This window comes from Rhodoferax ferrireducens (assembly GCF_049302455.1).
Lineage (GTDB): Bacteria > Pseudomonadota > Gammaproteobacteria > Burkholderiales > Burkholderiaceae_C > Rhodoferax > Rhodoferax ferrireducens_B.
In genome coordinates this window covers 139,050-153,524 of the sequence record NZ_JBAQMD010000073.1, presented here as the reverse complement: position 1 = coordinate 153,524, position 14,475 = coordinate 139,050, and the positions used below count along the sequence as shown (strand labels likewise).

The 14,475-nt window shown below is 62.0% G+C and carries 16 protein-coding genes; 14 read left to right on the top strand and 2 right to left on the bottom strand.

Features of this window, described 5'->3' with window-relative positions:
• Nucleotides 1-122 precede the first annotated feature (122 nt).
• Complete coding sequence (locus tag WA157_RS13530) at nt 123-455, top strand: YegP family protein (RefSeq protein ID WP_422621456.1); 333 nt, start codon at nt 123-125, stop codon at nt 453-455.
• A gap of 125 nt (nt 456-580) precedes the next feature.
• On the opposite strand, the gene hpaI is transcribed toward WA157_RS13530, so the two are convergent.
• The gene (gene hpaI, locus WA157_RS13525) at nt 581-1,402 is read right to left on the bottom strand and encodes a 4-hydroxy-2-oxoheptanedioate aldolase (RefSeq protein ID WP_422621455.1); all 822 of its coding nucleotides are present in this window, start codon (nt 1,400-1,402) and stop codon (nt 581-583) included.
• A gap of 190 nt (nt 1,403-1,592) precedes the next feature.
• On the opposite strand from hpaI, the gene WA157_RS13520 reads away from it, so the two are divergent.
• The 6 genes from WA157_RS13520 to radA all read left to right on the top strand — a co-directional run bounded on the left by WA157_RS13520 (nt 1,593) and on the right by radA (nt 6,838).
• Nucleotides 1,593-1,757, top strand: coding sequence for a hypothetical protein (locus WA157_RS13520; protein ID WP_422621454.1), 165 nt, complete (start codon nt 1,593-1,595; stop codon nt 1,755-1,757).
• Nucleotides 1,758-1,808: 51 nt separating this feature from the next.
• A complete protein-coding gene (locus WA157_RS13515; protein ID WP_422621453.1) occupies nt 1,809-2,762 on the top strand; it encodes a cation diffusion facilitator family transporter in 954 nt (317 codons plus the stop codon).
• Complete coding sequence (locus WA157_RS13510; protein ID WP_422621452.1) at nt 2,704-4,014, top strand: 2Fe-2S iron-sulfur cluster-binding protein; 1,311 nt, start codon at nt 2,704-2,706, stop codon at nt 4,012-4,014. The genes WA157_RS13515 and WA157_RS13510 overlap by 59 nt, the downstream gene beginning before the upstream one ends.
• 5 nt (nt 4,015-4,019) lie before the next feature.
• The gene (locus WA157_RS13505; RefSeq protein WP_422621451.1) at nt 4,020-4,598 is read left to right on the top strand and encodes a hypothetical protein; all 579 of its coding nucleotides are present in this window, start codon (nt 4,020-4,022) and stop codon (nt 4,596-4,598) included.
• Nucleotides 4,595-5,338 carry a cytochrome c3 family protein gene (locus tag WA157_RS13500; protein WP_422621450.1) on the top strand — a complete coding sequence of 248 codons (744 nt, stop codon included), beginning with the start codon at nt 4,595-4,597 and terminating at the stop codon, nt 5,336-5,338. The genes WA157_RS13505 and WA157_RS13500 overlap by 4 nt, the downstream gene beginning before the upstream one ends.
• 135 nt (nt 5,339-5,473) lie before the next feature.
• A complete protein-coding gene (gene radA, locus WA157_RS13495) occupies nt 5,474-6,838 on the top strand; it encodes a DNA repair protein RadA (RefSeq protein ID WP_422621449.1) in 1,365 nt (454 codons plus the stop codon).
• 46 nt (nt 6,839-6,884) lie between these two features.
• Here the strand turns inward: radA and WA157_RS13490 are convergent, their stop codons facing one another.
• Complete coding sequence (locus tag WA157_RS13490) at nt 6,885-7,511, bottom strand: glycine zipper 2TM domain-containing protein (RefSeq protein WP_422621448.1); 627 nt, start codon at nt 7,509-7,511, stop codon at nt 6,885-6,887.
• A gap of 148 nt (nt 7,512-7,659) precedes the next feature.
• Between WA157_RS13490 and WA157_RS13485 the strand changes: the two genes are divergently transcribed.
• The 7 genes from WA157_RS13485 (at nt 7,660) to waaF (ending at nt 14,248) form a co-directional block, all read left to right on the top strand.
• A complete protein-coding gene (locus WA157_RS13485) occupies nt 7,660-8,373 on the top strand; it encodes a cytochrome b/b6 domain-containing protein (protein ID WP_422621447.1) in 714 nt (237 codons plus the stop codon).
• A 67-nt stretch (nt 8,374-8,440) separates the two neighbouring features.
• Nucleotides 8,441-9,124: a winged helix-turn-helix domain-containing protein gene (locus WA157_RS13480; RefSeq protein ID WP_422621446.1), complete on the top strand. Its 684-nt coding sequence runs from the start codon at nt 8,441-8,443 to the stop codon at nt 9,122-9,124.
• Complete coding sequence (locus tag WA157_RS13475; protein ID WP_422621445.1) at nt 9,121-10,494, top strand: ATP-binding protein; 1,374 nt, start codon at nt 9,121-9,123, stop codon at nt 10,492-10,494. Before WA157_RS13480 ends, WA157_RS13475 begins: the two co-directional genes overlap by 4 nt.
• Before the next feature lie 82 nt (nt 10,495-10,576).
• Nucleotides 10,577-11,980: a wax ester/triacylglycerol synthase domain-containing protein gene (locus tag WA157_RS13470; RefSeq protein ID WP_422621444.1), complete on the top strand. Its 1,404-nt coding sequence runs from the start codon at nt 10,577-10,579 to the stop codon at nt 11,978-11,980.
• Between the two features lie 77 nt (nt 11,981-12,057).
• A complete protein-coding gene (locus tag WA157_RS13465; protein ID WP_422621443.1) occupies nt 12,058-13,008 on the top strand; it encodes a branched-chain amino acid transaminase in 951 nt (316 codons plus the stop codon).
• Nucleotides 13,009-13,020: 12 nt separating this feature from the next.
• On the top strand, nt 13,021-13,224 hold the full coding sequence (locus tag WA157_RS13460) for a zinc-finger domain-containing protein (RefSeq protein ID WP_011462832.1): 204 nt from the start codon (nt 13,021-13,023) through the stop codon (nt 13,222-13,224).
• 34 nt (nt 13,225-13,258) lie between these two features.
• Entirely contained in the window at nt 13,259-14,248 is a 990-nt protein-coding gene (waaF, locus tag WA157_RS13455; protein ID WP_422621442.1) for a lipopolysaccharide heptosyltransferase II, read from the top strand.
• Nucleotides 14,249-14,475 lie beyond the last annotated feature (227 nt).

Sequence of the window (14,475 nt, the reverse complement as noted above, 5' to 3'; positions counted from 1 at the left end):
TGAGGCCGGGTCCTTGAGATTTCGCAAGCCGGAACCTGTGGCCTTTGCCTACGCTCGGGCAGAGATTGGAAAAACCGAGGGAAAACTTGCAGGGCGCGGTTCCTCACTACAGGAGAATTCACATGGCTGGCTGGTATGAATTGAGCAAGAGTAGCGATGGACAGTTCCGCTTCGTCCTCAAGGACGGCACGGGCGACACGCTGCTGACGAGTGAACTCTACAAAGCAAGGAGTTCGGCCGAGCAGGGCGTGGCATCGGCTCAGGCCAACAGTCTGCTGGACGAGCGCTATGAGCGCAAGACCGCGTCCAATGGAAAAGCGTTCTTCAACCTGAAGGCGGCCAATCATCAGGTCATCGGTACCAGTCAGATGTATGCCACCGAGGCCGCGCGTGAGGCCGACATCGCCCGCGTCAAGGCGGACGGCGCATCCAAGACGGTCAAAGAGAAAACCTGACATTTTTGCCAGTCAGCGCTGGCACCGGCGTCTTGAAGACACACTTGGCTGAGTGGGTAATGAGCCATATCTGGCTCTAGCCCGCGTCGAATATGCCTAAGTAGCTGCTATTTTGATAGCAATGTTCAATAGCCACTGTTCGCAGCGGCGCCGGCCGCCGGCAGCTTGAACTTCTCCAGCAGCGCTGTCGCTGCCGCCGACAGCAGGATGGTATCGACGCCCACAGCCACGAACAAGGCCCCGGCAGTCAACCACTTGCGAGCCTGGTCTTCGTTGCCGGCCAGGATGCCGGGCGCCTTGCCGGCCCTGAGAATGCGGGCGATACCGTCTTCAATCGCCGCCTGTACCTCGGGATGACCCGGATTGCCGGGAAATCCCATCGAGGCCGACAAGTCGGCCGGGCCGATAAAGACGCCGTCGACGCCCGGTGTGGCGGCGATGGCGTCCAGGTTTTTCATCGCCTCCACCGTCTCGGTCTGCACCAGCAGACAGACCTGCTCATTGGCTTCATGAAGGTAGTTCGGGTAGCGCTGCCAGCGCGAGGAGCGCGCCAGCGCACTGCCAATGCCGCGCATGCCCTGCGGCGGGTAGCGCATGGCCTGCGCCAGTTGGGCGGCCTGGGCCGCCGTGTCCACCATGGGCACCAGAATGGTCTGCGCACCGAGTTCGAGGTATTGTTTGATCAGCGCCGTCTCGCCCACCGGCACGCGAACCACGGGGTGCGAACCAGGGCCCGCCAGCGCACTGGTGGCGCTGGCAATGGCTTGCAGTTGCCCGAGGACCGAGCGCAGATCGTTGGGCGCGTGCTCGCCGTCGATCACCAGCCAGTCATAGCCGGTGCCGGCCAGAATTTCAGCGCAATAGGGGTCAGCCAGACCCAGCCACAGGCCGATCTGGGTTTGCTGGTTTTGCAGGGCTTGTTTGAAGGTGTTGACAGGTGTTTTCATATTTGTTGCCTTTTCATCGGGTCTGCGTGCCTTGCTTGTGTTCGCCGCTCCAATTTTGATAGCCTGCGTCAAACCGGTCAATCCCTTGTTGTGGCACAGGCCCTCAAGTTGCCCAGTTTCGCCATAAGGCGCCCTTAAGACCAGAGCGCGAAGATAGCGACATTGATTCACTTCACCCAAGAGGCTCTCCATGGATTCATCCCTTCGCTTATTCATCCGTCAATTCGGCGGCGTCGTGCTGGCCGCACTGGTACCCGTGATCCTGATCGCTTTCATGTCGATTCCGTTCAACCTTGGCGGCCACCCCGGTGACGTTCGATCTGCTGCAGCGCCGGTGGCACAGCACATGACTTGAGGCCTTCGTTACCATTGACGCGCTAGCATCAAAATTCAGCAGAAACTTCCCATGAAATTCACCGAACTTGCCGATGACCCCGAGGACACAGACCACAGCCCGGCCGAGCGCGTCGCCGCTGCATCGCGCAGCACCTGGGTCAGCGTGGGTGTCAACCTGGTCCTGACCATCACCCAGATCGCGATCGGTGTCGTGGCCAAGTCGCAAGGCCTGATTGCCGACGGCATTCATTCGCTGTCGGACCTGGTGGCGGACTTTGTCGTGCTGTTCGCCAGCCACCACAGTAAAAAAGACGCTGACGCCGACCACCCCTACGGCCACCAGCGTTTTGAGACCGCCGCCTCACTGGTGCTGGGCACGCTGTTGCTGGCCGTCGGCCTGGGCATGCTGTGGTCGGCCGCGCGCAAGCTGGAAGCGCCCGAGACCGTGCAAACCGTCCACATCATGGCGCTGTGGGTGGCCGCTGGCGCGCTGATCGCCAAGGAGCTGTTGTTCCGCTACATGCTGTCAGTGGCCAAGCGCGTCAAGTCGAGCATGCTGGTGGCCAACGCCTGGCATGCGCGCTCGGATGCGGCGTCCTCGCTGGTGGTGGGCATCGGCATCATCGGCAACCTGGCAGGCTACCCGATCCTGGATCCGATCGCCGCGCTCATCGTCGGTTTCATGGTCACCCGGATGGGCTGGGGCTTCAGCTGGGACGCGCTGCACGACCTGATGGACCGCGCGGTGGACGAGCAGGAGGTGCAGGCCATCCGCCTGACGCTGATCGAAACCCCGGGCGTGAGCGGCGTGCACGACGTGCGCACGCGCAAGATGGGCGACATGATCGTCGTCGACGCGCACATCGAAGTCGATGCCGAGATCAGCGTCGAGGCCGGCCATGATATTGCCGTCGAGGCCAGGCAGCGTGTGCTGCAGCGCCATCGGGTGCTGAACCTGATGACGCATGTGGACCCTTGGCGCCGGCCTGATCTGGACCACCCGACGCCTTCAGCAGCAGCTTAAGTTATCCGTGACCGCCCCATTGCTTCTTGCCTACATCTGTGCGGCATTGTTGTTTCAGCTTGCGCTCGGGATCGGCGTCATGGTGTGGCGGCGACGCGGTGTGGTGGCCCAGACGCCGGTCGCCGCGGGCGTCGAAACCCGGCCCGTTTCATCGGGCGCCTGGTCCGGCTGGCGCGAGTTCCGCGTGCTGCGCCGCGAATTCGAGGACGACACCCACACGCAGTGCTCCTTTTATCTCGCGCCGGTCGATGGCGCCGCGCTGCCGCCGTTCAAGCCGGGCCAGTTCCTCACCTTCACGCTGCAGGTCGCCGACGCAGGCGCGCCAGGCGGCCAACGCGCGATCACGCGCTGCTACTCGTTGTCCAACCAGCCGGAGCCGACGTGTTATCGCGTCACCATCAAGCGCATCCCGACCCCGGACGATCGGCCGCAGGTTCCGCCCGGCGCGTCCTCAAGTCACTTTCATGACCGGGTCCGCGCGGGTGATGTGCTCCAGATCAAGGCGCCGTCGGGTCACTTCGTCATCGATCCCGACCCGCAGGTGCCGGCCGTGCTCATCGCGGGCGGCATCGGCGTCACGCCGATGATGAGCATGCTGCGCTGGTGTCTGGCCGAGCAGCCCGGGCGCACGCTTCACCTCTACTACGGGGTGCGCCAAGGCGGCGAACATGCGTTCAAGCTGCAGCTCGAACAGTTGGCCAACGCGCATCCCAACTTTCACCTGAGCGTGGTCTACAGCCGCCCCGGCCCGAACGACGCGCCGGAGCGCGACTACCAGCATGCCGGGCACGTGGACATCGATCTGCTGCGGCGGACCTTGCCGCACGGCCGGCATCAGTTCTATGTCTGCGGCCCGGCGGCCATGATGGAGAGCCTGGTGCCGGCGCTGGCCCGCTGGGGCGTGCCGCAAGCAGACATCCACTTCGAAGCGTTCGGCCCGGCATCGGTGCGTTTGCCGGCTGCCACATCCCAGGCGCAAGCTGCGGGTCTGGCCGCCCCGCTCGCCATCCATTTCCGCCGCTCTGGCCGCACGCTCACGTGGGACGGCCAGGACGACACCCTGCTTGACTTTGCCGAGCGCCATGACGTGGCCGTGGCTTCAGGTTGCCGCTCGGGCGGCTGCGGAACTTGCGAGACGAAACTGATTTCCGGCCGCGTGCGCTACGCCAACCCGCCGGAGCATGACGTCGCACCAGGGCATTGCCTGCTCTGCGTCGGCAGGCCGGAATCAGCCTTGGAAATTGAGGCCTGACGAGTATGAAAGCCAGACTGATCCGGCGCGAAGTCCTGCCCTTTTTGCTGTCTTTGGGCACGCTGGCGCTGGCCACCGTGTTGATCGACGCCTTGTTGCACTTGGCCAACATCGCCTGGATCGGTCGCTATCTGGGGATTCCAGGAACGCTGCTGATTCTGGGTTCATTCGGCTATTCGCTGCGCAAACGCCGGCTGATCAAAGCGGGGCGCCCGCTGCAGCTGCTGCGCTGGCATGAGCGCATGGCCTGGCTCGGCTCCTTGCTGGTGCTGGTGCACGCCGGTATTCATTTCAACTCGATTCTGGCCTGGCTGGCGGTCGTGGCCATGCTGATCAACGTCACCAGCGGGCTGACCGGCAAATTTTTGCTCGACCGTTCGCGCCGGCGACTGGAAGAAGCACGGCAGAGGATGCGCCAGCACGGCATGGCTGCCGATGAACTCGACGAGCACCTGTACTGGGACAGCCTGACGTTTGATGCGGTCAAGCAGTGGCGCTCGGTTCACTTTCCGATCACGCTGGCGTTTGCCGTGCTCGCCCTGGCACACATCATGGCCGTCTTTTTATTCTGGGGCTGGAAATGAAACGCGGCTGGCTCATGGCCCTGATAGCGGCCAACCTGCTGGTGCTGGTCGTCCTGATCTTTACCTATCCGCACCTGATGGTAAGCCCCGGTCCGGTGGTGGCGGCCCACGCCGAAATCGCCACCGACTGCTTCGCCTGCCATGCGCCCTGGCGCGGCGCATCAGCGGCGCGCTGCGTCAGCTGCCATGTTTTGCCCGACATCGGCCTGCGCACCAGCAAGGGCGTGGCCATTGTTCAACGCACGCGCAAGACTTCGTTCCACCAGGCGCTGGTCGAGCAGGACTGCATGGCCTGCCACAGCGATCACGCAGCCCCCAAACTCACCCGGCGCAGTCGCAAGCCGTTCTCGCATTTATTGCTCAAAACAGCGGTGCGTGAGCAATGCCAGAGTTGCCACCAGGCGCCGACCGACAAGCTGCACGGCCAAATCACAGGCAACTGCAACCAATGTCACAGCCAGCAAGCCTGGAAACCCGCCACGTTTGAACATGACAAATTGTTTTTGCTCGACAGGGACCACGCCGCCTCATGCGAGACCTGTCACAGCAACAACGACTACCGCCGCTACACCTGCTACGGTTGCCATGAACACAGCCTGGACAAAATACGTTCGGAGCATCAGGAAGAAGGCATTGGAAACTTCGAGAACTGCGTTGAATGTCATCGCAGCGCCCAGGAGGAGCCAGAGAACAAAGGGTCGGGTAAGCGCAAGCGCAAGGACAAGGAAGACGACGACTGAGCCTGAATGTTTCAGAGATAAAACTGGCTATAGCCCCCGTCATTGCTACGTAATATGCTATTAATAATATAGCAAACACAGATTGCCAAACCGGCCCTGCCGGTATCTGTTTTTTTATACAGTAACATTGCCCGCATGGCCAAAGAAAAAACCGTTTATGTTTGCTCCGACTGTGGCGGCACCAGCCCCAAATGGCAGGGCAAATGCCCCAGTTGCAACGCCTGGAACACGCTGATTGAAGCGGTGCCAGAGAGCTTGTCCCCCGCCAAAAACCGTTTCGCCTCCCTGGCCAAGACGGCCGAAGTCGCCATTCTGGGTGACATCGACGCGGTGGACATGGCGCGTACCCCCACCGGCCACGAGGAGCTTGACCGTGTGCTGGGCGGCGGCATGGTCGAAGGCGGCGTCGTGCTGATCGGGGGTGACCCCGGCATTGGCAAATCAACCTTGCTGCTGCAGGCGCTCGACTCGCTGCAACGCGGCGGCCAGAGCACCTTGTACGTGACGGGTGAAGAAAGCGGCGCGCAAGTCGCGCTGCGCTCGCGCCGCCTCGGGCTGGACCACTCGCAGGTGCGGGTGCTGGCCGAGATCCAGCTGGAAAAAATCCTGTCCATTTTGGCGGCCACCCAGCCTGACATCGCCGTCATCGACTCGATCCAGACGGTCTACTCGGATCAGCTCACGTCGGCCCCCGGTTCGGTGGCGCAAGTGCGCGAATGCGCCGCGCACCTGACGCGCGCGGCCAAGGCCAGCGGGGTCTGCATCGTGCTGGTCGGCCATGTCACCAAGGAAGGCGCCCTGGCGGGCCCGCGCGTGCTGGAGCATATGGTGGACACGGTGCTGTACTTTGAAGGCGACACGCATTCAAGCTTCAGGCTGGTGCGCGCCATCAAGAACCGCTTTGGCGCGGTGAATGAAATTGGCGTCTTTGCCATGACCGAGAAAGGTCTCAAGGGGGTGAGCAACCCGAGCGCCATTTTTCTGAGCCAGCACGCCGAGCCCGTGCCCGGCAGTTGCGTCATGGTGACGCTGGAGGGCACACGGCCGATGCTGGTGGAAATTCAAGCGCTGGTCGACAGCGGCGGGCCCTCGCCCCGGCGTTTGAGCGTGGGGCTGGACAAAGACCGCCTTGCCATGTTGCTGGCCGTGCTGCACCGCCATGCGGGCGTGGCCTGCATGGACCAGGACGTGTTTGTGAACGCGGTCGGCGGTGTGCGCATCAGCGAGCCCGCTGCCGATCTGGCGGTGCTGCTGGCGATCACGTCGAGCCTGCGCGGCAAGCCGCTACCGAAGGGGTTTTTCGCCTTTGGCGAGGTTGGCCTGGCCGGTGAAGTGCGGCCCGCGCCGCGTGGTCAGGAGCGGCTGAAGGAAGCCGCCAAGCTGGGCTTTAGCGTGGCGCTGGTGCCCAAGGCCAACGCGCCGAAAAAACCGATTGAAGGCTTGACCATCCACGCTGTGGAGCGCGTCGAGCAGGCGATGGAGGTGGTGCGGGGGCTGTAATCTTGCCCGGTTCCCGGGGTGTCATTGCGGGCTTCTATCCGCCAATTCACTGGCGCACGATGCTGTTGCCCGAGTTCCTGACGGCATCGCCGGTCCTGAAGCCGGGGTTCTGCTCGAAGCTGAAGCTGTGTTTGCGGCCGTCCTGGTACTGCACGTGAACCGTCCACACCTTGTGCGTCTTGACGTTTTCTTCAATTTTTTTGCCCGCATACGCACCGCCCGCCGCACCGGCGACCGTGGCCAAGTCTTTGCCCATGCCGCCGCCCACTTGATGGCCCAATATGGCGCCAGTGACGCCGCCGGCAATCAGGCCAACGGCACTGCCTTCGCCTTTTTTGTCGCTCACGTTGACGGCAGTCACCCGTCCGCAATCAGGGCAGGCCGCCGTGGCATTCTGCTTTGACGTTGCAGCGGGCGTCTGGGCTGCCAGTTGCGCCTTGGCCGCCGAGATGGCTTTGTCGTACTCGCTCTTGGCGTCGCGGCGGCATTGCAGGCGCGCCGTGGACGAGGCCTCGTCATTGCAGAGTTTTTTGTCGGCGGCGTAGCGCTCCTGCGCCTGCCTGCTGTCGGCCGTGTACTGGGCCTTTGGCGACATGGGTGTTTGGGCCAGCGCGGTCGCAGCCAGGCTCGAAAAAATAAGACCACAAGTCATTGTCCACACAGTTTTCTTCATGGTTGGCTCCTGGAATATGAAAGAAAAGTTATCACCCCGATGGGGATGCAACGCGCAAGCATAGCGCTTGGGTGTGTCCACGCAAGCGCCAGCGCCTTAAGACTTGCTTAATCTGTGACTTCTACCATGGCCGCTTCTTGGAGATGGGATGCAAATTTTTGACAAGGCGAAAGAAAAAAGCCAAATCCTGGTGTGGGACGCGCCGGTGCGGGTGTTCCACTGGCTGCTGGCGCTGAGCTTTGCCGGGGCCTATGTGAGCGCAGAAAGTGATCGCTGGCTGACGCTGCACGTCACCCTGGGCTACACCATGGCCGGGCTGGTTGCGTTTCGGATTTTGTGGGGCCTGCTGGGCACGCGCTACGCCCGTTTTGGCAGCTTTGTGCGTGGCCCGCAAACGCTGGTGCGTTACGGGCGTGCCATGCTGGCTGGCCGGCCAGAGCATCATGTCGGGCACAACCCGGCGGGTGCGGTGGCGATTGTGCTGTTGCTGTCGTTGAGCATGGCTATCGTGGCGACCGGCTGGTTGTTCTACAACGTGCCGGGGGCCAGGTGGCTCAAAGAGATACACGAAGGGGCGGCAGGCTTCATGCTGGCTGTCGTCGGCCTGCACATTGGCGGCGCCGTGCTGACCAGCCTGTTGCACCGCGAGAACCTGGTGCGCGCCATGATCAATGGCAAGAAAGAAGGCGCTCCCAACCAGGGTATTCGCCGGGCCTGGCGGCCTTTGGCGCTGCTGATGGTGGCCGCGGTTCTGGGCTTTTGGTACCTGCAATGGCAGAGTCCAGTCACGCCCGGCTTGAGCGGCAAGGGCTTGGCGTCACAAGAAGCAAAATACCGTTCGCATACGCATGATGATGATTGATGCGGTGTGCTGCGCCGGCTGCCGCTTGGCAAGGCACGCGGCGGTTGGATTTTTTGGGAGTTGATGGATGAAAATTTTGCTGGCAGAAGACGACTCGATGTTGGGCGATGGGCTGCGCGCGGGCTTGCGCCAACTGGGGTTTCAGGTGGACTGGGTGCGCGACGGTCTGGCGGCCGAGCGCGAGCTGGCCTCGGGTGACTACGCGGCCGCCGTGCTGGACCTCGGCTTGCCCTTGAAGGACGGCATCGATGTGCTGCAAGCTGTGCGGGCGAGCAAGATCACCACCCCGGTGCTGGTGCTGACGGCCCGCGACGCCGTGCCGGATCGGATCCGCGGCCTGGACCTGGGGGCCGATGACTATGTGGTCAAGCCGGTCGATTTGCATGAACTGGGTGCGCGCCTGCGTTCGCTGGTGCGCCGCGCCCATGGGCAGATGCAGGATGTCTTGCGTTGCGGTGCGGTGCTGCTGGAACCTTCGGCCCGGCGCGTCAGTCTGAACGACGAGCCGGTGGCGCTGTCCACCCGTGAATTCGATTTGTTGCACGTGCTGATGCTCAACGCCGACCGCGTGTTGTCGCGGGAGCAACTGGAGCAGCAGCTCTACAGCTGGGGCTATGAAGTGGAAAGCAATGCGATCGAGGTCCACATCCACCATCTGCGCCGCAAATTGCAGCCGGACTTGATCCAGACCGTGCGCGGCATCGGGTACACCGTGCAACGCGGGTCAGCACCGGCATCGGCGTCCACATGAGGACCGGTCGCCGCCTGAAGTCCTTGCAGGCCCGCTTGCTGGCACCCCTGCTGGGGCTGCTGACCGTAGTCTGGCTGGGCGCGGCTGTCATGATCTGGTTCGATGCCAGCCACGAACTCGATGAATTGCTGGACGGCCATCTGGCCCAGGCCGCCGCCTTGCTGGTCATGCAACAGGCCAACCCGCATGCGCACGACAGTGCGCAAGATGCGCCCTCCCTGCAAAAATACCCCCCTTCGTTGCACAAATACGCCTCCGACGTGGTGTTTCAGGTATTCCACGAAGGGCGTCTGGTGTTGAGCTCGACCAACGCCGGCACGGTGCCGATTTCCAGGAAAGAGCAGGGTTTCTCAACCGTGCGTTTGGTCGATGATGACCAGTGGCGGGTCTTTGCGACGCGCGGCGCCGAGCACGATGTGCAAGTCTATGTCGGCGAGCAGACTGAGTCGCGCGATTCCATTCTGTGGGCCGTGCTGCAAGGGGTGCTGTTGCCGCTGGTGATTGCGCTGCCGCTGTTGGCACTGGTTGGTTGGTGGGCCGTCCGTCAGGGCCTGGCGCCGCTGCGCCACCTCAGTCGGGTGCTGGCACAGCGCCGCCCGCAGGCCATGGAACCGCTGATGGTCCCTGACTTGAGCACAGAAATGGTGCCCGTGGTGCAGGCCCTGAACGGCCTGTTTGAACGTATTGAGCAGATGCTGGTGTCGGAGCGGCGCTTCACGGCCGACGCTGCGCACGAGCTGCGCACCCCGATTGCCGCCATCCGCGCCCAGGCGCAGGTGGCGCTGGGTGCCGGTCATGATGCCGCGCAGCGCGACCATGCGCTGCAGTTCACCCTGGCCGGCTGTGATCGGGCCACCCACTTGGTCGAGCAATTGCTCACGCTGGCGCGGCTGGAGGCGGCCCCCGCCAGCGCTGCCGATGCGGTGGCCAGGGTGGATTTGAGCGCGCTGGCACGCCGTGTGGCGGCCGATCTGGCGCCCACCGCGTTGGCGCGCGGGCAAACCCTGCAGCTCGAAGCGCCCACCGCCTGTCGGGTGGCGGGTGATGAAGCGCTGATCGGGGTGCTGGTGCGCAACCTGGTTGACAACGCCCTGCGCTACAGCCCGAACCAGGCGCAGGTTTGGGTCAGCGTGGCGATGGAGTCCGGGCAAGCTGTGCTGCGCGTGCAAGACAGCGGCGCGGGCATGACCGAACCCGAGATGGCACGCCTGGGCGAGCGGTTTTACCGCGTGCTGGGTAGCGACCAGCCCGGCAGTGGCCTGGGTTGGTCGATTGTCAAGAGAATCGCGACTGTATTTGGCGCTCAGGTGCAGGTCAGCCGCTCTGAACGCCTGGGCGGCCTGGCGGTGACGGTGCGCTGGCCGCGCTGACGGCTCAAGCCAAATGGCTCAAATGAACGAGCAAAGATGACGCAAAATGGCGCCTCCCATTGCAAAGCAAGAACGAGGCACCATGAGCAAACTGTCGTTACTGGATCTCGGGTTTTTTATTGCCGAGACGCAGGCCAGTCCCAAGCATGTGGCGGGCCTGCTGATTTGCAGGCGGCCGCCCAAATCGACGCTTGCCTTTGCCAAAAATCTGTACCGTGAACTGCTGACGTTCACCGATGTCAAGGCACCGTTCAATCGCGTGATCAAGTTTTCATTGAAGGCCATGCCGCACTGGCAGTACAGCAAGGCGGTCGATCTGAAGCAACACATTTTTTATCACAAGCTCGCCGGCGGCTGCAATGACCGGCAGGCGCTGTACGACTTTGTATCGAAGCTGCACCAGCCCATGCTGGATCGTTCGCGCCCCTTGTGGGAGGTGCACGTGATTGACGGTCTGGAGATCGACCAGAAAAAGGGCTACTTTGCGCTGTATCAAAAAATGCACCACGCGTGCGCCGACGGCATCACGATGTCGCGCTGGATCTCGGAGAGCATGGCGCAGACGCCCGATGATCTCGAACTGACGCCGGTGTGGACCAGAAAGCACGGCGGCCATGGCGATCGGCACAAACAAGCCATGCAGGAGTTGATGCATTCCTTGTGGAAAGATGTCGGCGGCACCACGCTGCGTTTTCTAGGCATCGCCCGCCTGGCCACCATGCTGCTGCTGGAGAGTGTCAAGCTGACCAAGAATGCCATCGCCTTGCCCTTTGTCTCCACCGCCAAGACGCCTTTGACCGGGCAGGTGACGGCCGGTCGTCAGTTCACCACCGCCGGCGTTTCACTGGCGCGGGTCAACCAGATTCGGGAACGGACCCGCTCCACCATCAATCATGTGGCGCTGACCTGTCTGGATGGCGCCTTGCGGCGTTACCTCAAGGATCAGGGGGTTGAGCTCAAGCGCCCGATCACGATTCAGATGCCGGTCAACCTGCGCAAAGAGGGCGAGAAGACAGCGGGCAACAAGATTGGCATTATTCAGGTGGAACTATCGGCGCCCACCGACGACCCCTATGTGCGGCTGCGCAACATCGGGTTTTCGCTGCGCAGTGTGCGCACCATGATCGACAGCGTGGCGCCCGAGGCGATCGAGTCCTACACCATCATCACCGGGCTGGTGGCGCAGATTGCAGAATTGCTCCAGCTCAGCAACACGCTGCCCCCCATGGGCAACACCCTGGTTTCCAACGTGCCGGGGCCCAAAGAGTACTTGTACATCAAAGGTGCCAAGATGGAAGAAATGCACCCCATCAGCACCCTGCCGCCCAGCAATCTGCTCAACATCACCCTGTTCAGCTACGCCGGGGAGCTTTTCTTTGGCCTGATCGCGACCGACGAGCTGCCCAATTTGCAGCGTTTGGGTGACTATGTGCAAGAGGCTTTTACCGAGCTGGAAAGCTCGGTACGCGACGCCCATGCGGCTTGAACGCAGGGCACCTGTCGCGGCCTCGTAAAATCAATTTTTTTGCAGTATTTGCAAGTCCCACACCCGAGGAAATACCTATGAGTCCTGTACCCCCTTCCATGTCCGACCGCGACGGCAAAATCTGGATGGATGGCCAGATGGTCGACTGGCGCGACGCCAAGATCCATGTGCTGACGCATACCCTGCATTACGGCTGCGGCGTTTTTGAAGGCGTGCGCGCTTACAACGCCGTCGGCGGCACCGCAATTTTCCGGCTCGAAGATCACACCGAACGCCTTTTCAACAGCGCCAAGATCCTGCGCATGAAGATCCCGTTCAGCATGGAGGAGGTGCTGGCGGCGCAAAAGGCCGTGGTGCGCGAGAACAAGCTGGAGGGCGGTTACATCCGTCCCTTGAGCTGGATTGGCGACAAGAAATTGGGTGTGAGCCCCAAAGGCAACACCATTCACCTGATGGTGGCAGCCTGGCCCTGGGGTGCGTATCTCGGCGAAGAAGGCATGAAACGTGGCATTCGGGTCAAGATCAGCAGTTTTACCCGCCACCACGTCAACATCACCATGACGCAGGCCAAGGCGGTGAGCAACTACAGCAACTCGATTCTGGCTAACCTGGAAGTCACCGACGAAGGTTACGACGAAGCGCTGCTGCTCGACTGCTCGGGCTTTGTGTCGGAAGGCCCGGGTGAAAATATTTTCGTCGTCAAAGACGGCGTGATTTACACACCGGATCTGTCGTCCGGCGCACTCAACGGCATCACGCGCAACACCATCTTCCACATTGCCAAGGACCTGGGGCTGGAACTGATTCAAAAACGCATCACCCGTGATGAGGTTTATATCTGTGACGAAGCCTTCTTTACCGGCACGGCGGCTGAAGTCACCCCGATTCGCGAACTTGACCGCATCGAACTGGGCAAGGGTGACTATGTTGGCAGCCGCGGCCCGATCACCGAAAAAATCCAGAGCGCCTACTTTGACATCGTCAATGGCCGCAACCCGAAATATGCCCATTGGCTGAGTAAAGTCTGAAAGAAAAATACCGTGAACAAATCTACTGTCGAACTCCTGGCTGCAGACCTCAACCACCAAGGTGGCGTGTTCTGCCCCAACCCCAAGGCCGATATGAAACTCTGGGACAGCCACCCCAAGGTCTACCTGGACGTGGCCCATAGCGGTGAGGCCAAGTGCCCTTACTGCGGCACGGTTTACAAACTCAAGGCGGGTGAGCACTTCGCCGGGCACTAAAGAATCGGGGTCTCTCCCCCATTCTTTTCATTCTTTGATCATCGCGCCCCAGTGGATTGGGGATGCGGTGATGACCGAGCCGCTGATGCGCCGCCTGCAGGCGCGCGGCGAGCGCCTCACGGTCGGTGCGCTGCCGTGGGTGGCGCCCGTGTACCGGCTGATGCCACAGGTGGCGGAGGTGATTGAATTGCCCTTCGCCCACGGTGGCCTGCAACTCAAGGCCCGGCGCAGCCTGGCCCGGCAACTGACAGGCCGGTTTGACGTGGCTTATGTTTGCCCCAACTCCCTGAAAAGCGCCTTGTTGCCGCTGCTGGCGGGTATTCCGAAGCGGGTAGGGTACCTGGGCGAGGCACGGGTGGGCTTGCTGACGCACCGTTTGAAAAACCCACCCAAGGCCCAGCGCCCGCCCATGGTGGCGTTTTACTCGGCACTCAGTGGTGCGGCTGACCCAGGCAATGACCGGCCGCAACTGCAGCTGAATCCGGTTGAGGTTGACACCGCCCTGGCGGCACTGGGGTTGCAGCGCGGTGCTTATGACGTGTTTGCCCCTGGGGCTGAATACGGCCCGGCCAAGCGCTGGCCGACCCGTCATTTTGCCGAGTTGGCCCGTCGTCTTGAGTTGCCGGTTGTGTTACTGGGTTCCGCCAAGGAACGTGGCTTGTGCCAGGAGATTGCCGATCTGGTCAATGCCGACCAACCGGGCAAGTGCCGCAATCTTGCCGGCGAAACCTCGCTCGCCCAGGCATTCAGTGTCATCGGCGCTGCAAAATGCCTGGTCAGCAACGACTCCGGCCTGATGCATGTGGGAGCCGCCTTGGGTGTGCGTCAGGTGGCCCTGTTCGGCTCCAGCAGCCCGCTGCACACGCCGCCCCTCAATGACAGAGCGACCGTGCTGTGGCTCAAGAACGATGCAAGTTACCAGCCGCCGCTTGATTGCGCGCCCTGTTTTGAGCGCGAATGTCCGCTTGGGCATACGCGCTGCCTGGTGGATATCACGGCTACCCGTGTGCTATTAAATATGTAGCTACATAAGCAATATCGACGGGGGCTAGAGGCTTGTTTTATATAAAAAAACCACCCGAAGGTGGCTGTAAAAAAGTTCCCGAAGGAACCTCGTTGGATTCTTTGAAGGTCTGAGCGCCCGTCTATGACTGACTGGACTCCAACGCTTGAGCACTGTGACAGCAGTTGGGGACACTTTACCGAGCATTCGTGTAATGTGCCATCCCCCATTTGGGGGATATGGCGAGG